We start from the raw sequence: 21,377 nt of genomic DNA, 5'->3' as shown, positions 1-21,377 counted from the left end.
GGTCAACCCTATGCGACAGGTGGGCTGCTTGATTTTGTTGGAGGGAGTGGAGGAGGAGGCTTCCTCGTTGATTATACCGGTGGTGGCGGAGGGGGTGCGTTAAAGATTGAGTCCTCTCAAACACTAACTCTCGATTCGCGTCTCTTTGCAATTGGTGGCTCCGGTATTTCTGGCTCAGGTGGCGGTTCCGGTGGTTCTCTTTATTTAAAGGCGGAAAACTTGGTTCTAACTGCTCAGTCCATTATTGATGTGTCTGGTGGTTCCAATGGTGGCGGAGCGGGTAGGATTTACCTAGAGGGTACAAAATCTTTACTGAATCAGGGATCGGACAATTTAAGGAAATCGGGCGGACCGGGAGCTGCGCCGGGAACGGAGGGTACTCTTCGTTTTGTGCGGCCTTCTCACTTAGAGGAATTGGATTTTCGGGTTGGATCAATTGTGATTGATACCGATGTGGGGTCACTTACCCATAGTGATGGATCGATTGCTTATGGATTAACTGAGGATTATTTGTATATTGATCAATCGGGTGCCGCTTGGCCTTATTCCGTATGTAGATTTAGGTTTACCCGAATACAGTTAGGAGGCGGAGTTGTGGTTCAACTTAAGGGAAGAAATGCATTGGCCTTGGAGGCTTATTCTGGGGACTTGATCCTGGGTGCAAATATCCGGGCTGATGGTGGAAATGCAGTCGCGAACCTCGGGGGGACAGGAATTCTTGGCGGTTATTCAGGAGTAGATGGTGCTTCTTTATACGGTTCTGGCCCCGGTGCACCGAAGTTATCTTCTTCCGTGGGACATGGTGCCGCTTATGGAGGGCATGGCTCTGGTAATGCGCGTATTTATGGAGACCGTTCTTTAGACGCTCTTCTTGGTGGAAGTTCGGGCGGTGCTTCTGATACTGCAGGTTCTGGTGCAGGAGGTGGTTCTATTTTATTGAAGGCATCCCGTGAACTCAAGATTGAGCCGAATGTTTTAATTACTGCCAATGGCGGTAATGGTTCCGGTAATGGTGCGTCTGGTTCAGGAGGAGGAGTTCGCTTAGAGGCAACAAGAGTATACAATCAGGGTAGAATTGAAGCGAAAGCGGGAAATGGGGTTCAGGTTGATGGAGATAACCAATCTCGTGGATCTTCGGGTGGGCGTGTCTCTATTATTGCCACCGCGGAGGTGACTGCTGGCGATATTGATGTATCGGGTGAGTGGTTGAGTAACGAGGGGTCGATTTTCATAGGAGGTAGTTATCAGAACTCGAGTTTAATTGCTGAAAATGCAAAAGTTACAATTGATACGAAAACAGGTTATTTTTCAATTGAAGGGGGAGCACATGGGGAAGGTGTATTTTCGGACCATTCCTACACTGACAGTTTAGGTCTTAACTGGAATTATGGAGTTTCTACCTTTACCTTCGCTCAAGTTCGGTTGAGTGGGGACACCAATATTCTTCTTCGTGGTGATCGTTCTTTATCCGTTAAAACAGTTGCCGGGGGAGAGATCTATATTGGGTCGGACTTGCTTTTAGATGGGGGGGATGCCTCGAATACGACTGGGTACGGTGGTCGACCAGTTTTAAATCCTTGGGCGGGGAGCAGTTCGCAAAAAATTTCCGGTAATGGCCCTGGCGGGCCTGGTACTGCAGGGAACTGGGGAGTAGGAGGAAGTTATAGTTATGGAGATGATCAAATATCAGATCTAATGGCAGGAAGTAGTGGCTCAAGTGGCCGTTATTTTCAAGGTTCTGGTGCGGGAGGCGGTGCGATTGAACTATTGGCGGAGGGTGATCTTACTATTGCCCCTGGGGTAATAATAAGTGCGAACGGTGGCGATGGCCGTACTGACGCTAATCAGAATGATCATGGTGCCGGTGGTTCGGGGGGTGCATTGAAATTATCAGGCAAAAATATTTACAACCAGGGCTTAGTTCGTGTACTGGGAGGAAACCGTGGAGCGGGAGGAGGACGAATCGTTATGGCCGCTCAAGGTACCATCGATAAGGGTATAATCTCGGTGGGCTCGGGAAGTTTTAAAGAAGTGAAGCCCCCGGTTATAATCGTTCCTGAGATACTCTATCTTTCGTATCAGAGTAAAGGAACACAGGTTGTTCGAAAAAATGTTTCGACTCGTCCTGCTAACCTGGTGGCATATTGGCCAATGGACGAGGGGGACGGAGAGCAGGCAGTGGATGCTATGGGGCGTTTCAACGGACAGTTAATTGGCGGCACTTCCTGGCAGAATGGTTATTTTGGTAAGGGAGTTCAGTTTAATGGTACCAATGCTTATATTTCCACCCAAGCCACTGCAGATGCACTTGGAGTGGACGGAAAAAAGCCAAGAACAATTTCTTTCTGGGTAAAGGTGGATGGTAATAATCCTCAGTCTCAACCCGGGTTTTATGGATATGGTGAGTTAGCCAATCCAAACGGAGTTAGTAAGTTCTGGGGTTTACGTAACATCAAGGATGGTGGGTACACCCAGATGATCAGTCAACATTGGGGGTGGGATCCAAGGGCTTCCCATTCTAATACCCTACTGGGTCGCTGGGCTCATTTTGCACACTGTTTTAACGGTTCGGAGGTCTCCATTTACATGGACGGTACTCGCATTGCGAATTGGGCTCGTTCAGGAATCAGTACTGGAGTGGCTCAAACATTTCAATTTGGCCGGTGGAGAAACGATGCAAATGCTTATTTTGGAGGAATTTTGGATGAGATGAGAATCTACGACGATTCATTAAGTGAAAACGAAATCCTGCAAATTTTTGGAGGGCAGGACTTAAAGGAGGATTTGATTTATTTGCATCACCAAGTTCAGGCTTCAGGAGATCCCACTTCCTATGATGCAAGTTTTCTGCCTAATGGTCTTAGTATTAACCAATTGAATGGAGAAATTATTGGGCAACCTCTAGAGGTAGGAATTTTTGATTTGAATGTGACTGCCACAAATATTGCAGGAAGCGGAGTGACTCCTTTACGAATTATTGTTAATAAAACCGCCCCAGTAGTGTCCAGTGCATCCCCGCGAAATGTGACCTCTTCTTCTGCCCGTTTTTCTGCATTAGTAAGTAATGATGGCGGGGATCCCCCCACCCTTTCTTTATTTTGGGGTGATAATGACGGTGGGTCCAATATGCTGGTAAATCCTGCTGATAATATACATTGGGATAATCGAATTGATCTCAACGGAACGCACTCAGAAGGAATGGCTCATTTATATGTGGATGGATTAACTCTTGGATCCACTTACTATTACAAGTGGTTGGCATCAAACTCCGTCACATCGGGAGTGTGGAGCTTGCCTCCGCAGGAAGGAATTAAAGCATGGTGGAAGCTGGATGAATCATCTGGTACTATTGCTCTTGATCAAATAAATGGAAATACCGGTACGCTTGTTGGGGTAGATAATTCGGCACGGGTATTTGGCAAGATTGGAAATGCCATTCGATTTGCTGGAGCGGGAGAAAATATCATTACAAAAGGTTTCAAGGGAGTTTCGGGAGATAAATCTCGCACCTTATCTTTTTGGATGAAGACAACACAGGCAAATGGTGGACTCGTAAATTGGGGAGAAAATGCGGATGGGCAGAATTGGGCGGTTTCTTTGAATAATGGATCTCTCAATCTTGATATTGGAGGTTCGCGATTAACCGGAAGTACAATTTTAAATAATAATGCATGGCACCATATTGCTTTAGTCTTACCGAATGGCTCCAACAGTGCCACCGATGTTTTTATGTATGTCGATGGTAATAAAGAAAACCCAATATTTGCTCATGATTTTGCATTTCCTTCAGGAATTGGAGGGCTTCAGCTTTGGTTAGATGCGAGTGATTTAACTTCAGCAGAAGCACTTTGGAATGACAAAAGTGGAAATAATAACCATGCAACCAAAAATGGTAATCCTGGTATTGTAACCAATGGGATAAACGGTCATTCAATCATGCGCTACAGCGGAACAAATGGAGAATATCATTCTTTTAACCGAATTTCAGATATCCGTACCGTCTTCTGGGTTTTTAAGCGTAATTCAGGTGGTTGGTTCCTTCTTGGAGATACCAGTACCTATCATTTTCACTCGAACGGAGGATCTCTATTTCACGGTACTTACGCACATGTAGGGATCAAGACGGGTTCTTCATTTGCTATAAACGGTGCACCTTACGATATTTACGGGAGCTGGCCAACCGATATTTCTATTGCCTCATTAGTGACCAGCCAGAATGTTCGGGCCAATAATTTTTCAAATGATCGAAATATTGGAGGTCGATATGCCAATGGTGATTTAGGGGAATTACTTATATTTAACACCGCTCTTTCTGCCGCTGATGTTAATCGAGTGTATTCCTACTTAAGCTTCAAGTGGGGATTGATGGGGGTAAATACTTCTGCACAAAATGATTTTCAAGTGGGTACTGATAGTAGTGGTAATCATTTCAATGGAATAATTGATGAAATTCGACTGTATGATCATTCTCTTTCAACCGAAGAGGTAAATAGTATCGCGTTGAATGGTACCATGAAGTTCCAAACTTCAAGCGTTGCCCTTCCTCCTGTAGTCGAAATTACCGCTCTTTCTGCGGAGTCTAATGGCTCAGTAATCATCACTGGTAATTTGATTAGCAAGGATTCGAACCTTCCTACTGTCCGGGTTTATTACGGGAATGAAAATGCAGGCTTTGATCTTTCCGCATGGGACAACTGGGTGGATGTGTCATCTGGTAGTCCATTAGCCCTTGGCGAATTTAATGCATCTGTTACTGGGCTCAATCCAGGCGAGACCTACTACTTTAGAACATTTGCATCTAGTGTGGATGGTGAAGACTGGTCAAGTGGAGACCCTCAGGTGATCGATGACCTGTTGTCATTTTGGAGGTTGGATGAGGAGTCAGGAATATATGCTTATGATTCCACTTATCCTGCCAATACGGCTCGTTTCGAGGGCACTGATAATAACGCCACCCGTCCATCAGGGTATAATGCGCAGGGACTGTTTTTTGATGGGGGTACAAATTCCTTAAGTCTGGACTTTAATTCAACCGGTTATTTGGAAAATTCCTTCGAGGGGCGGTCCTTAAGTTTCCGTTTTAAACCGACTGCAAAGGTGTATGCCGGTCCCGCCCTTACCCAATATACTGATTTGGCCGCTTATTTTCCTTTTGATGAAGGGAGTGGTGCGAGTGCCAGTGATTTAAGCACCAATCAATTAACTGGAACTGGAAGTGGTGGTTTCTCATGGATTGCAGGTAATGCCGGACAGGCGATCAGTTTGGACGGAGTGGATGATTCACTTTCGCTGGAAACGCAGGGAGTGTTAAAGGAACTCCATAAAAAATCCTATTCCATTTCGCTTTGGGTAAACCCGGCAACGGGAGCGATTGGTAAGTACAGTCCGGGGCAGTTAAATACTTTTGGATTCAAAGTCCCAATGAGTGAGGCTTATTTTTCTAGTACAGATGTCTTGTTTTCTCTTACACCAAGTGGGTCTAGTTTGCTCACCGGCGGCCCGAGTGGAACAGGCTTAGCATTTGATAACGATGAGCACTTTGCAAATGCTGGCATTGGCATTAATCAAAATGACAATTATATGTCTCTCTTTACTGGTGCTTTCCGGGCAAAAGAACCAGGTACCTACACTTTTGAGACCAGGGGGAATGATAATCGAGGCGTACTATGGATCGACTTAGACCAGGATGGAATTTTTGAGGTGACAGGTGATCTGGGCAGTGAAAAAATCCTCGATGCTGCTTATCCTGCTATTGATAGCAAGGGAGTCCAATTGGTATCAGGGTATTATTCAATGGCGTTGGCTCATGCTGAAGCAACAGGAGGATCATCAATTCAACTGTATTTTTCTACTCCAAGCTCTGCTTCCGGACCTACCTCACTGAGCTTGGTTAATCCCTCTGCCGATACTGATTTATTTCTCACCGAAAATACCTACAGTTTAGTGAAGAGAGGTCCTTTCGGTTTAAGGTTGGATGGAAATAATTCCCTTTCATATACTCATGCAACTGCGAGTCAAAGAGTATCTGTCTCATCTGTGCTTTCTCTTACTCCTTCAAGTTGGACTCATGTTGGGGTGGTGGTGGACTATAATTCTTCCACACTTAAACTGTACCAAAATGGTGAACTTGTTTCGCAAAACTCTTTACCCGAAGACAGTCCGCTCAATTTGTTAGCTTCAGAAACTTGGGAAGTGGGGGGGACTAGTCGTATCTCACAAGACTATTTTAATGGAGCGATTGATGATTTGCGCTTTTATAAGAGTGCGCTAAGTGATTCCGACATAAATGCCACTTTTAACGATGACTTGAGTGGGGCCGTCCCAGCAGGATATTCCAATCAAATGTTATATGATGAAGGTACATCAAACTCTGGGATTGGCGTCGTCTTGGAGGGCAATACATTAAAGGCGAAGATTGGAGAGAATGGATCATTCGCTGAGGTGTCAAGCAATGTGAATGTGAAAGATGATCAATGGCATCATGCCATTATTACATTTGGAGATTCTCCTAAAACTTTAAAACTTTACTTGGACGGTATATTGCAGGGTACCCCCACTCTGTTAGATTATTCGATGGTTTCATTGCATGCGGAACCCCCCTCCTTTGGTTCGACTTCAGGGTCTAGTGTCTATTCAGGTTTTGGAAACTATAAGGGTCTCCTTGATGAACTGAGGATTTATGATCGTGGTCTTGTTGAAGGTGATGTTAATTTAATTTTCAACGGGGATTCTCTGAACCAGGGATTTCTAGAATTTCGTGCCATCGAAAAACCCGTCGTTTTAACCAAGTCTGCTCTTGGAGTCTTGCCTACTCAGGCGACTTTGCGTGCCGAGGTAATATCGATTGGTGGGGAGATTACGACCGTGCAGACTGTGACCGATCAATCTTTTAAAACTGATACCGTCCCAGGACTTTCCGCTTGGTATTCTGCCCAAGATATGAACGGCGATAATGTGGAGGATCTCGGGCAAGTTCTTTCTAATGGTGATATTGTTTCTAGTTGGAGAGACGGGTCGGGCAAGCAAAGAAATATGCTTAATACTTCTGGGAATCCGAGATTTTATATATCAGCATTAAAAGGTAAACCAGTTATCAGTCTGGATGGGGATGATATGATTTGGGGTGAAACGAACTTTGATTTTCTTACCAATAGTGGATACAGCATGGTCTCTGTTGCCCGCTACACAGGGGGGGCAAATAATCGAGTCATTTCCTCTCGAACCAGGAATTGGTTGTTCGGGTTTCACGGCGGCCTTGTTTCCAGGTGGCATGCTGAAGGCTGGATCAGTACCGCGGGGCCTTCGGATAATAATTGGCACCTTCATTTGGGAAGCATTGAGGCAAAGGGTGGAAACCCAAGAGCATCTTTCTGGCGTGATGGAGAGCAGATCGTCTTCAATAATAGAGGGTCAAACAATACTAATTTTGCTCCAGGGGTTTTACAATTCGGTGGGTATGGAACAAATCGTGAACGTTCGACCTGTGAAATTGCTGAAGTGATGGTTTTTGACCGTGAACTTAATCAGGGAGAAAGGTCAAGGTTGGAGGGGTATCTTGCTCATAAATGGCGCATCACAGAAGAAGTCTTACCCTCCAGTCACCCCTATATATCTTCAAATCCTTTTGGAGGCATTCAGGAAAATACTGTAGTACAATCTGTGGGCGGAGATAATCCCGTTGTTAAAATATTCTGGGGAGATGAATGGATTGACTCGAATACGACTTTGGTTGATGAGAACGATAACTCGAAGTGGGATTATGTTGTAGATATAAATGGAGGAGGTCCCGTAACATTAGGAACCTACGATATCCTGGTTCAAAACTTATCCATTAATACGCCTTATTTCTACAGAGCTTATGCAGAAAATTTAGGTGGTGGTAGTTGGGCAACAGATGTCCAAACTTTTACTGCCAGTGATACTCGGTTCACAAAGTATACTATGGATGGTCTTGTCCTTTGGTTAGATGCCATGGATACCGACGGGGATAATCAGAGTGATAGCATATTGGAGGGCAACTCAGTTCCTCTATGGGTCGATAAGTCTGAGAGTTCAAAAAATGCTTTACAATCTGTACCCAATGCAATGCCAACCTATGCGAAATCGGTATTCGATGGTTATCCTGCAATTCGTTTCGCTTCCGGAGAGTCCTATAATATTGGTTCTCTAAATCTTACTATTGGAAATATTCATGTCTTTATGGTGGCGCAGGGATTAGGAGTTGGAATTGGTGCTTCCAATGGGGTGACTGGGTGGACATTAGATGCAAAAACCACTCCTCGACTTGGTTCTTATTCCAATGAATATAGCATACTGCAACAAGTAACTCTTGGAAATGATCCTAGCTCCGGTTTTGGTCAATTGATCGGAGAAATTGGCGAAGTAATGGTCTTTGATCGTCTTCTGTCCCCACTCGAAAAGGAAAAGGTGGAGGGATATCTAGCACACAAATGGGGAATTACTCCCGATCTTGCTGGCAGTAGTTATAAGATAAAGAATGGCCTAGCTTTGTATTATCCATTTGAGGAGACTGATGGTACCGCAATTCAGGATGCATCTCCCAATCTAAGGAATGCCAATTTGACTGACGGTAATTTGAATACAACCGGCAAGTTTACTTCTGGTGTTGAATTTGATAACCTTGCCCACACCAAAATTGATCTCGGCGTAAATCAACTTGCTCTTCCCAATAATTGGACAATTTCAACATGGTTTACTACTCCCCTTGATGACACTTTCGTAGATTTTAGACATGCATTGACCAGTGGTGGTACCAATGCACATGTAGTTTTCGATCAAGCAGGGTCTAAGGAGTTGGGAGCTTTCGATGGTACTTTTAATTCAACAGGTTATGGGGCTAATAACCTACCTACTGGATGGCATCACCTCGCCGCTCGTGGCAGTGGTGCACAAACTTCATTTTGGGTGGACGGAATTGCGGTGGGTACAGTAAATGCAAATGTTGCTTCAGCAGTGGATACAATTGGTAATCTCTCTGGTGGTTTTGGTCGATTTGCAGATAAGATTGATGATTTTCGGATTTATGATCGGGCCCTTGGGGCTTCGGAAATCGTGGAATTGTTTGGTTCTGGGAATGGAGACTTCGGGGCGCATCCTTTTAGTACTTACAGTCCTAATTTCGATAATTCTCCCGAGATTGTCTTACCCAGTAATCCAATCGTTCATTGGACTTTTGATGAATTAAACGGTACCGTTGTTGACGATTCTTCAGGGGTTGGCAATGTGGGTGATGGTACTTCTTTTTCTGATCTATATTTATTTTCTGAGGTCGGTCGAAATGGAACTTCGCTCCGCTTTGATGGGAATCAAACTTTATTATTACCTTCTAATGTTGCTACCTTTAATCTTACTGGACCTTTTGCAATTGGTCTTTGGTTATATACGGATGATTTGGATGGGGTAATTTTTCGAAGCGATCGAATCAAGTTTTATATTTCAAACGGTTTTATTAATGCAGAGGTCCGGATTGGTGGATCATGGAAAATCTCAAATTCATTTCCTTTATCAATTAATCAATGGGTTCACTACATTCTACAGTGGGATGGAAATAAAGTTGTGGTTTATGTCAATAATGAGGAGGTGATTGCTCCTATTAATGCAAAAGGAACGCTTGCTGGAGATGGTACGGCAGTAGACTTATATTTTGGCAAGCACCCCTCTTCTCCGGATTACTTGGAGGGACAAATGGATGATTTGCGCATTTTCGGTCAGGGATTAACGGCACAAGAGAGACAGGATATATATAATTTTTCCGATTCGCCTTTAATTGCTAGATTTGGCCAAGAGTACGCCTATGAGATTGAGTCAATTAAAGGCCCGACTGAATATAACGCCACAAACCTACCCCAAGGTTTGGAAGTAGATGGAGTGAGTGGATTAATTTACGGAATTCCCACTCAAACGGGTGAGTTTAACTCCACTGTCACAGTTTCTAATATATCAGGCTCCGATTCAGAAATAATTAAATTGGTGGTGTTGAAGGGGCGGCAAAGTATTTCTTTCAATCAGGACTTGGGAGTTATTTCTTATGGTTCAATTCCAATTGATTTAAATGTAACCGCTACCTCAGAGTTACCTGTTTCCTTGGAGCTGGTTGACGGAAATTCTTCGGTGGATCTGAATGGTACTATTTTGACGATACGGAGTCCGGGCATGGTACGGATCAAGGCGACGCAGGTTGGAGGTTTGGAGTGGTTGGCTGCAGAACCGGTTTTTCTAGATCTTCAAATCATGAAAAAGGAATTGGTGGTAAGGGTGAATGATCAATTTAGAAAAACGGATCAAGCCAACCCTCTCTTTACCTACGGATTCAATGGGTTTGCTTACGATGACAACGAAAGCGATTTGATACAAAGCGTTTCGGTGACAACTTCTGTCGCAGATGGAAATACTTCAAACCCAACTCCGGAGGGATTGTATTCTATTCATGGTACAGGAGTACTTTCAGGTAAATACTTTGTTACTTACTTGGATGGGAAATTGACTGTATCTAATAAAACTCAGCATGAACTTATATTTGATCAGAATTTATCCTCGGTTTCGGCAACATTATCTACCTTATCATTAAATGGTTATTCGAGAACACTGGACGGAAACTTGACCAATCTTCCCTTACTGTACCAAGTGGAAGACGAGACGGTTGCCCGAATCCTCACCACTCGTCAGGATGTACTTCTTGCCTACTGGAAACTAGATGAAAATCTTTACTCCGGCGCTAAGGATTCGATGGGGAATTATAATGGTACTTTGCTAGATCTTAATGTATCGGGGTCGAGTAAGGATTGGCTCCCTGCTCGATTTGGAAACGGAGTCCGACTAGGAGCATCAAATGGAAGGATCGAGGCAGGCAGCGTTCCTTTTGATGGCTCGTTCACAATTAGTCTTTGGTTGAATTCCTCGGATCTGAACTCTTCTGGGACACAAATATTGGCAAAAGATGGTTTTCCTTCGATGAATGTTTGTCGATTAAGTAAGGTTAATGGAAACGGAAACATAGCGTTTGATTTCTTGACTGATGGCAATTCGACTCCATTCACCTTACAATCCCCCTCCCCTGTGCTCACTCAAAATGAATGGGTTCACATAGCAGTGGTATATGACGATTCCAATGATTCTAATCGTACATTATCACTTTTTGCAGATGGCAACCTGTCCCAGAAGCTCTCCTCAGTCCCAGTTTCTGGGTTTCCATTAAATCAAAGATTTTCACCGTTTAAAATTGGAGGTTCTGTTTCTCCTTTTGATGGAGTTGTGGATGACATTCGGATTTACAGTGACGACCTCAATCAAAGCGAAATTAACCAAATTTATGGCTCGGGGGGAGGTGACTTTAACACTTTGGAGATTATAGGTGCAGGGATTACTAAAGTAACCGCAATACAAGACGGTAATACTGTTTATGCACCCGCTCTTCCGGCAGACAATTATTTGACCGTAGTAAAAGCACCTCAGTTACTTTCTTTTGCTCCGATTGCGGACCACGCAGTGGGAGATTTCCCATTCTATCTAGATGCCAATTCAACCTCTGGATTGCCGGTTCAATTTGCAACTTCAGACCCAGCAAAGGCGACTATTATTGGCAATAAAGTTTTTATTCAAGGAACAGGCTTGGTTACAATCACTGCATTTCAAAATGGTGATAATCGTTTTGATAGTGCCATTGGGGTGGATCAGAATTTTACTATAGGATATGGCAATCTGTTTTCTGATTCTGCTCCAGGACTAAAGCTTTGGTTCGATGCGACTGATGTAAATGCGGATAATGAACCTGATGATATTTTTGATTTTATTTCAGGAAGTCGGGTGAGTATGTGGGGCGATAAGTCCGGGAACACTAATAACCCCATCCAGGCAACGATTAACAATATGCCTCGGTGGACGCCGCAGAGCCTGAATGAAAAACCAATTGTAACCTTTGACTCTAGTTCAGGAGAGCTTTTTGATATTCAGAGTGCAGTAAGTAATCCGGAATTTATTTTTATTGTTCATAAGCAAAGCGTTTTAGGTTCTTCAAGCGTGTTAGGTGGTGATTTATCTACCACAAATCCAGATGGCTTTTTCAGTCTTGAAGATAGTGCAAGTGGAGTAGAAATTTTATCGGATGTAAATACTTCAAATTGGTCCGTGAATAGTTTAAGAATTATCCCCGGTGGGCAATCACTTTGGGTAAACGGTACGGTTGCTCCTTTGGTCTCGAGCGGAGATTCCAATTTAACTTCAGCATTCGATAAACTGGGCGAATCTTTCTCTGGAGATATTGCTGAAGTTCTAGTATATAATCAGTCAGTCAACTCTGTTAATCGACAAAAAATTGAAGGTTACCTTGCCCATAAATGGGGGCTGACATCCAGTTTAGAACTTATCCATCCCTACTCCTCGAACCCACCGAGTTTTGGCGGTCCCCAATCGATTACCTTTCCTCCTTTGGTTGACAAGGCTTTCGGCGATAGTTCCTTCCCACTTTTAGCTGTTGCTACTTCGGGGTTACCGATTACTTACATTTCATCGAACCCCTCTGTTGCCACAATAACTGGAAACCTGGTTACTATTACAGGTAAGGGTTCCACCACTATATCTGCAATGCAGTTGGGAGATGATCGTTACCACCCTGCCAATCCGGTTAGTCAGGTGCTCACTATTATTCACCCGGGAGTCAAAGATGACCAAGTTATTACATTTGAATTAATTCCTGAGAAAGTCAGAGACGATCCTGCTTTTGAACTCAACGCAACCGCAGTGTCCTCTGGTATTAATCATCCTGTCTTCAATCTTCCTGTTAGCTTTGTCGTAAACAGTGGACCTGCTTCCGTTAATTCTGTTGGGGTGGTAACATTGGATGGTATGGAGGGTAATGTTAGTATTACTGCTAGTCAGAGCGGAAGTGCTTATGTGAACCCTGCCACCCCCGTGACTCAGGTGTTTTATGTTTCTTCTAAGCAAAGACAGGAAATCCGCTTTCCAAGTTTAGGACAGCCGGGCGGTTTACGTGATACTCCACGGGGACACCGACCATTAGTCCTGCAGGGGGTCCGTTCCACAAGTGGAATTCCATTACAGGTTACAAGTTCGAACTCCAGTATTGTTCGTATATTCAAGGGAAATCAGATCATTCCATTAATGGAGGGTACGGTTGATCTAACTTTTAACGCACCTGGTAACGCATCATTTGTAACTGCAGAGTCTGTAACAAAATCCTTGCGTATTATTGGTGCTGATAAATTCGTTTGGCGTCAATTTAGAAAGAGTGATGTACGCTACACTGGCATTCAGGATCGATTCATTGATAGGCTGATGTTAAAAAATCCTCTACTCAATGTCATGGAAAGCAGGAAGGTATTTAATGAAGATTACAGTGATTCCGACGGAGATGGTTATAGCAATCTTTTCGAGCGTGCAATTGGCTCAGATTCGCTGGGACCCGACCGAGGGCAAGATCTTCCTGTGCTCAGCATTCATGATGATAACAAGACTAGGATTTCTTTCGTACGCTACAAAGAAGATGGAAACTCCACGATTAATTCAGCGGGTGAAAGTTTTATATACAAGGTGGAGCAGAGTAATGACCTTCAAACATGGAACCAGTCAGGAATTAGGTTAGAGCGTTCTGTTGATTTAGGTGGTGGATTAGAAAGGCAAACCTGGGTTGCCGATGATTCTAAACTTTCTGGACGATCAAGGAAGTTTCTTCGCGTGCGCGTTTTGGTGCCTTAAATTTACTTTTGTATTTATTAGATTTATCAAAAAAAATAATATTTTTATTGCATTAATTCTTAGAATGAAATCACATAATGTAACCGCTATTTATTTTGCTTAAAATACAAAGTAAATAATAAAAACTGAATCTAATTCCCTAACTCAACCAATATGAAAAAAATTATATCGTTACTTGTCTTTACTCTTTTCACGACCTCTCTATTCGCAGGAGAATACCCCGATATCAGTATCAATGAATTAAAATCTGCAATTAAAAAAGGAAAAGTTGCCGTAATCGATGTGAATGGTGCGGGATCTTACAAAAAGGGGCATATTCCAAGCGCAATTCATTTTTCTTCAGTGGGTGCCAAATTAGCAAAATCTTTGCCAAAAGATAAGAATACACTGATTGTTTCTTATTGTGGCGGTCCTGGTTGCAGTGCTTACAAAAGAGGTGCTGATGCAGCGGCTAAACTGGGTTACAAAAATGTGAAGCATCTTTCCGCTGGAATTTCAGGATGGAAAAGATCAGGTTCTGAAGTCGCCAAAAAATAGATATTCTTAAGATTTGATTAAAAAAGACGCCTTCGGGCGTCTTTTTTTATGTCTGGGGAAAACCCTCCATAGATGCGGCTAAAATTTGTTTAATCTTCTCGCGCTCCTCTGTTTCTAAATAGGAATACTGGACGGGAATTTTACTACGTTCGCATGATAATATAAAATGTAACTTTTCGATTATGTAATCTTTGAATTCTAAAGGAAGACCTTTAAAAGAGTTGGAAAAAATCATGTAACTACATCTTAATTTTAATAATCTACTGGTTAATTCGAGTTTCTTTAGATTCGCTTTCTTTTTACCACTAATACTTCTCCTTTCAAAATCTGAAACATATCGAGTTTTCAAATTAATTTGATTTTCAGGTAAAGGTACTTCGTCTTTAAATAAGATATAATCCAGGAGAGAGTTTGCTTCTTTTTGAATGAAATTTTCAATATTTTTTTGATCGACTGTATTATCATTCGAGGTTACTAAATCGCGAATTCTATAGGTAATTGTTATGCAACGATTGGTAAAACCGATTTGGTGCTCCAGTAATAAATGGGGGATAATATCACTGCTTTCAGTTAAATATTTGTCCCAAGAAAAATATTTCCCGGGAGGATTCGGTATTTTGAAAATATTACCTTTTTGCATTTCTCCAATCTGGTTTGCCCATGTTTCATTGAATGGATGTTGACCGGTGATATGCCACCCGCCAAATCTTTTGCCGAAAGCAACACCATGTCCTGAAGTTTCTTTACGAAATGAGTCTATCGAACCACCTCCCTGCCCTGGTATAACCGAACCGATTAGTAAACCTGGTGCCCCTCCTATATCTTGTGATGCATGACAATTCATACATCTTTTCGATCGATAGATCGTTGGATGAGTTGTACTTCCTGGTTTTGGGAAATTAAATATATAGGTGATTGCCCCTAATGCGGGATCGATGCCAATAACTTCAATCTGACCTCCTGGTACATAGCCTATATAGAGATCATCAGTAAAATAAATCGCTCTTGGATTTCTTGGTGAAATTCTACTTAGTTGTAGACTGGTGGTAGAAAAAACAAGTAATTGAGAATATGGACTGATTGATAGTTCCTGTAGTAACGAGGAGAGATATTGTTTTTCCGAGTTAAAATTCAGTGTTACTTCGCCATTTTCCAATTTTCTTCTGAAATGTGAAAATGGATCACTTGGATTGGATTGAAAGTATTGATGGACGCTGTCCCGGAAATCAATCGCTGGGTACTCCGATGGAAAAAGAAAGAGGGGAAAGCAATAAGATGAAATTACTAATAGTGATCGCAGTTTTATCATTTTATTAAAAATATTGCTCGGCATGATGCAGTACAGATCTAGTTGATTAGCACTTTTAACACTAAAATCAAAAATTCCCTTTGCAATAAACACTAAAGAATAGCATCTTATACAAGGTTTACTTCTTTTTTTGTTATGTGTCCACCATTTCGTTATTTGTCTAGAATATTGAAATTCATCCTTTGCTTATTTGGATTTACCTTTCTTTGTGGTCAATCCGGTGAATTAAGCAACCCTGTTGGTTCGTTATCAGTTTCACTTCCCGCCGGTTCACCTGAGTCCCCCACTTACAAAATTGTATCCCCCGGGATTAAGGGAAATGTTGTATTTCGAGGACAGGTTAAGCAGGTAAGTGGGGATACTATCATTTTTCATCGCGTTCCTGATTTACTGGACCCTTCGATTCTTGCATGGCCATTCAAAGCGGGAATCTTAGCCAGTCAAAAAGCACGTGCCCAAGTATTTTTAGACTCGAATCAATCCATTGATCGCATCGATTTGATTGACGGTGGTGCGGGTTATTTAGTTGCCCCGCAAGTTTCCATTTCTCTACCTTCTGAAGGGAATCAATCTTGGGTAAACTATGAGCCTGCATTTGCCTCTTCTTCTATCAATGCAGGCTCTGTAACTGCGATCACAATTGATAATAACTATTCGGGAAAGGGTTACACGAGTCCGCCTCGTGTTGAAATTGAGGGAGGTATTCATTTCTTGAGGAGTATCGAGAAGGATAGTACTAAGCAGGGTAAGTTTTTTCGGATCCTTTCCAATACAGGTGACACTCTGTTACTCGAGAATTCGATTGGTTCTAATTTAAGTACGGATTTCCCTATCGGTTCAAAGGTTGAGGTTGTTGAGTCTTGGACATTGGGTTCCCTTTTTGGTTATAACAGCACCTCTTTTAACGAAGGGAATTTTACAGATGCTGATTACGTTTATTTAATGAAGCCTCCAAGTGAGCAGAATGGAACTATTTATGACTACCATGCTTATTACCATGATGGTACTAAGTGGAGAGATTCCAACGGATCCTCTGCTGATGCCTCCCGGACTTTGATTTATCCGGACGAATCCTTCATCGTTTCCCGTCGCTCCCCAAATCCAATTGAAATTACATTAAATGGTTTAGTTATTACGCGGGATAGCTTTATGCAGATTCCTGCAAGTGGAAGGCGGTCTTTAATTAATAATCCTTTCGGTGTGGATGTAATGCTTTCTGACCTTATACCCTCTGTAAACCTAACCAACGATACTAATGATAGTACGAAATGGCTTGTTTCTGAGGATCAAGAGATTGCAGACAATGTAGGAGTCCTGATTGATGGCGTATGGACCACTTATTGGCATGATGGAACGAATATGGGCATTACGGAGCAAGCGACCTTGACCGCCAGAATGGGCACTGGTGTCGCGGGTTCAATTACCCCTCAAGATATTTCGATGTCTTCTGGGACCATTAGGGGAATGACCAATCCACATCCACATCCACATCCAAATTCTGGTAATATTGTCGTAACATCTCCCGGGCATTCATTGAGAAGAGGGTTTACTGTTTTTATTTCCGGTGCTTATGGTTACAAAACGAATAATGGAGATCCAAAGCAACAGGTGGATGAAGATGGTACTATTGTTCCGTCTGGGCAGGGTCTTTTGATTTCTTCCGCAGCCAATGGTTTTTTTGAAGTCGCGAATGTAACTCCGAATACTTTTGAACTATTAGGCAAAAGTGGAAACTGTGATTTTACCGGAATCGGCGCGACATGGAAAACTGGTTCTCGGGGGAACGGATACACTTCCCCCGCCTATGTAGTCTTTCTTGGTGGTGGTGGGCAAGGCGCTGCCGGCATCGCTTACATGTCAGGGGGCTCAGTTGATTCAATTACAATAACTAACCCTGGCTACGGTTACAGCTCTGCACCAAAGGCTTTTATAAACTCAGGCGGCTGGAGGAGGGTTGGTGCTGGTAACTCCCCTTTTAATAATGCCCTTGTTCCAGCGGGCTCAGGTTTACTTTTGAAACGTAATCACCCCGCTGGGTCGGTTGCACTACTTGGCGTTTCTAATCCTTCTAAGCAATAAGCTATTTTATTTTCAATCAGGTTAACTGATTTGGAATGCATCTACATCTAGGATATCGTGGATTTCCACATCGAGGGGAAACTTTTCTCTTCTCTTTCGAAACTGTGCAAGGAATTTAGGAACATGATTAGTGAGATAAAAAATATGGTAGCGATAATAGCCCTTCATCTTTTCTAGAGGAGCGGGAGCAGGTCCCTTAATATCGACATTTTCAATTGGATTATTTTCCAGCACCTTGGCCCACTGCTCGGCATAAAATGAAGTTTTTTCTTCACTTCTTCCTCGGAAAACATGTCGGACTAAATGCCTGAATGGGGGGTATTGAAATTCCTCTCTCATTTCCATTTCTTCTACGATAAAACCTTCCACATCCCCTTTGCGGGCAAATTGTATTGAAGGTGCATGGGGCGCGTAGGTTTGTACATAAACCTCCCCTGCCCGATCCCCACGCCCAGCTCTTCCCGAGACCTGGGTTAGTAATTGAAAAGCTCTTTCGGATGCACGAAAGTCTTCCATTCGTAGAGGTAGGTCCGCGTCAATTACTCCAACCAATGTGACATTGGGGAAATCAAGCCCTTTCGCAATCATTTGCGTACCGACCAGTATGTCAATTTTTCCTTTTCGAAATTCATCTAGTGTTTGCCTGAAAAGGTTTTTCTTGGACATCATATCCGCATCAATTCTTCGAATGACTGCCTTCCGAGGTAACAGAGACTGAGTAATATCTTCAATTCTTTGTGTGCCGTGTCCCTTTTTTATAATGTCAAATGAACGACAGTTTGGACAAAATCGAGGTGCAGGTTTCCGGTATCCGCAGATGTGACATCTTAACTGCCCGTCCGTCCGGTGAAAGGTCATGGAGATACTGCAATCTTTACATTGTTCCACATTTCCACAATCTGGACACAGCATGGTGGTATTGAAACCCCTTCTGTTTAAAAATAAAATGCTCTGTTCTCGGTTATAATATCTTTGTCGTAATGCTTCCACAAGGGGTTGCGAAAGAATGGGTATATTTTTCTCCCTTTGTGCTTCTTTTCTCATATCGATGAGATGAACCAAGGGCAGATCTCTTCCGTCTACCCTCTGAGAAAGTGTACTTCTCGAATATTTCTTATTGGCGACGTTATGAAGTGTTTCTAAAGAGGGTGTCGCGGAACCAAGTAAGCACATCGCCTGATTAAGCATTGCTCGGTATACCCCCACATCTCGGCCATGATAGCGAGGACTCTCTTCCTGCTTATAGGAGGGTTCGTGTTCCTCATCAATAATGATAAGTTTTAAATTCTGGACGGGAGCAAATATTGCGGAACGTGCTCCTACTACAATGCGAGAGCGACCAGAGGTTAATGCACTCCATGCGTCCAATCTTTCTCCTGCTGAAAGGTGACTGTGCCACACCACCACACTTTCATTTTGTTTATTAAAGCGCCCTCTCAGGCGGGAAACTGTTTGGGGGGCGAGTGCCACTTCCGGGACGAGGAACAGAACGCCCCCTCCATCCGATAGAACTTTCTCCATTGCTTGGAAGTACACCTCGGTTTTGCCGGATCCTGTTACACCCTGAAGTAGGTGGGGTTGAAAGGTCTTCTTTTGGAGAGCGAGAATGATTTCATCCGTTGCTTTCTTCTGTTCTTTAGTAAGGGAGAATTCCTGATCAACAAAATCATTTGAATCGGAAAATTCATCTTCATAGGCATCTCGTTCGATGACCTTATTGGTTTCAGTCGCCAGTTTCTTCTTTATTAGTGCATTGGCTGACGAAATCCCCACATCCAGAATTTTGAGTGTTTCATGCAGTGCCACTTCCTGTCCACATTTAACTAGGTATGAAAAAAGTTTTTTCTGCTGGGGTGAATTTTTTAATTCTGCAAGGACGAGTTCCGTCTTGCTGTCTTTTGTTGCATGAATGTAACGTTTCTTTTTTTCCCCCATCCCCTCTTTTACTGCCGATGGAATCATCCCCTCTAGAACATGATCAATTGAAGATGCATAATAGGTGCACATCCATCGGGCCAATCGAATCAATTCTTCATTCAGGACAGGTTGTTCCTGTACGAGTGATGTTATAAACTTTAGTTTATTTACTGGCGGTCTCTCCTTCGGTGAGAGGGAGAGTACAATGCCTATTGTATTACGTCTTCCCAGCGAAATTCGAACTAAGCAACCAATTTGAATCCGGTTGATTAAACTTTGAGGGACACCGTAAGATAAAGCTTGGTCGTAACCTCCAAATGGTTGAACTTCAATGATTTTACTATTTGAGACTACTTCGCTCATGATGACCTGAGGTCGAGGCAGAGTAGTCTTGGCTTTTTCCCTGTCATCCGATCGGTTTCGTTTTGCATTACATACAGTAGGCCCTTGCTTAATGCTGGCAGTGTCCAAGTTCCCGGAGCAAAAAACAATTGTACTTTATTTTTAAGTTTCCACCCTTTGGGCGTGAAGTTTAATTGAACCAAACTTCCCAGTTCTGATAGACCAATAAAATGGGTATTAAGTTTTAATATTGAACCTCTGAATAAACTTAGATTGAGCATCTGATTATTCACATTCTGCTTCCAGGTAATGGGCTCCTTCCAGTGGATTTTTCCGTCTTTAATATTGAGGGCAAATGCTTCTGCACCCTGTTGATGCCTGCCGGCAATACCATACAGAGTGGAGTCCTTTACTATTGGCGTCATCCAATGAATGTTAATCCCCGGGTCTGTCCAAATTATAGTTGGGTTGAATTGAGAGTCATACTCTAATAGAACTCCCCCTTTTTCATAGCATTCGGACAGAAAAACTCGATTTTCTCCACATGGGATCGGGGGCACGGCATTGGCAGATTCATATCTTGTCGACCTCCAACTGAAGCGGTTCAGTTTTTTCCCATTAAGCGGATCGATCGCTAACAGACCTCCAGTTGGAGGGCGACTTTCTCCACCAGTCAGAACGAGGCAAACTTCTTTTCCATGAATTGTGGACAGGGTCGGTGATGAATAACTTGCCCCCCAGGGATCTTTGCATATCCATTCCGTTACTCCACTGTTTTTATTGAATGCAACCACGCAACGCTCTTTGCTTCCCCCCACATTTACAATCAGATATTCTTCAAATAGAATCGGGTTAGAACCTTTTCCAAAAAAATAATCCGGTATTTCAAACTCACTCGCTAAATCTCTCTTCCACTTTAATTTCCCCGTTTTCAACTCCAAGCAGGTGAGCCATGAGGTCACTCCCTGTGCAAAAACAAAATCACCGCTAATAATGGGGCTTGAGCGAGGTCCATTTGAATAACCATATCGGTCACGATACTCAACTGGGTATCGATAAATCCATTTTCTTGTGCCCGTTTCAGCATTTAATCCTTCAATCGTTTCCATTCCATTTTCCCGATGAAATAAAATGAGTATATCTTTTGATACTGCGGGTGAGGCATACCCCTCCCCTTTTGTTACTTCCCATATTACTCTAGGCCCACCCTCTCCCCAATTTTCAATTAGCTGAGTTTCCGTTGACGTGGCATTATCAAAAGGTCCATTAAATCGATTCCAATCCAAAAACTGTGCATTGGGGGATAAGGTGGATGCATTTCCATGGGAAATTAATCGCGAATTTTTTTCTTTTGCCGGAAGAGTGAGAGTCAGGAAAGAAAGAAAAAAGATCTGAACTGAATTCTTTTTCAAATAATGCATCTTATTGAAGTAGTCTTTTGATAGCGATTCGGGCAATAACA

The 21,377-nt window shown here is 42.8% G+C and carries 6 protein-coding genes; 3 read left to right on the top strand and 3 right to left on the bottom strand.

Annotation, left to right across the window (positions count from 1 at the left end; translation table 11 throughout):
• Window positions 1–219 precede the first annotated feature (219 nt).
• Complete coding sequence (locus tag ACKPQ5_RS03655) at window positions 220–13,731, top strand: LamG-like jellyroll fold domain-containing protein (RefSeq protein ID WP_407677739.1); 13,512 nt, start codon at window positions 220–222, stop codon at window positions 13,729–13,731.
• A 153-nt stretch (window positions 13,732–13,884) separates the two neighbouring features.
• Window positions 13,885–14,268, top strand: a complete 384-nt coding sequence (locus ACKPQ5_RS03650) for a rhodanese-like domain-containing protein (RefSeq protein ID WP_407677738.1) — start codon at window positions 13,885–13,887, stop codon at window positions 14,266–14,268.
• Window positions 14,269–14,314: 46 nt separating this feature from the next.
• Here the strand turns inward: ACKPQ5_RS03650 and ACKPQ5_RS03645 are convergent, their stop codons facing one another.
• The gene (locus ACKPQ5_RS03645; RefSeq protein WP_407677737.1) at window positions 14,315–15,577 is read right to left on the bottom strand and encodes a hypothetical protein; all 1,263 of its coding nucleotides are present in this window, start codon (window positions 15,575–15,577) and stop codon (window positions 14,315–14,317) included.
• A gap of 135 nt (window positions 15,578–15,712) precedes the next feature.
• Between ACKPQ5_RS03645 and ACKPQ5_RS03640 the strand changes: the two genes are divergently transcribed.
• Window positions 15,713–17,656 carry a hypothetical protein gene (locus ACKPQ5_RS03640; RefSeq protein WP_407677736.1) on the top strand — a complete coding sequence of 648 codons (1,944 nt, stop codon included), beginning with the start codon at window positions 15,713–15,715 and terminating at the stop codon, window positions 17,654–17,656.
• A gap of 21 nt (window positions 17,657–17,677) precedes the next feature.
• Here ACKPQ5_RS03640 and priA read toward each other — a convergent pair whose 3' ends face one another.
• A complete protein-coding gene (gene priA, locus ACKPQ5_RS03635; RefSeq protein WP_407677735.1) occupies window positions 17,678–19,936 on the bottom strand; it encodes a replication restart helicase PriA in 2,259 nt (752 codons plus the stop codon).
• Window positions 19,933–21,377, bottom strand: a 1,445-nt coding sequence (locus ACKPQ5_RS03630) for an outer membrane protein assembly factor BamB family protein (protein WP_407677734.1), incomplete at its 5' end; no start/stop codon positions are given. The genes priA and ACKPQ5_RS03630, both read right to left, overlap by 4 nt.

This window comes from Candidatus Seribacter sulfatis (genome assembly GCF_964187635.1).
GTDB classification, from domain to species: Bacteria; Verrucomicrobiota; Verrucomicrobiia; order Opitutales; family Seribacteraceae; genus Seribacter; species Seribacter sulfatis.
Note: the sequence above shows the minus strand (reverse complement) of the source record. Positions and strands in the feature narration are given on the sequence as shown.

Bases quoted from the DNA above. Each gene is read 5' to 3' on its own strand.
- ACKPQ5_RS03650 (WP_407677738.1), top strand. From the start codon at position 13,885: ATGAAAAAAATTATATCGTTACTTGTCTTTACTCTTTTCACGACCTCT.
- ACKPQ5_RS03645 (WP_407677737.1), bottom strand. From the start codon at position 15,577: ATGATAAAACTGCGATCACTATTAGTAATTTCATCTTATTGCTTTCCC.
- ACKPQ5_RS03640 (WP_407677736.1), top strand. From the start codon at position 15,713: ATGTGTCCACCATTTCGTTATTTGTCTAGAATATTGAAATTCATCCTT.
- priA (WP_407677735.1), bottom strand. From the start codon at position 19,936: ATGAGCGAAGTAGTCTCAAATAGTAAAATCATTGAAGTTCAACCATTT.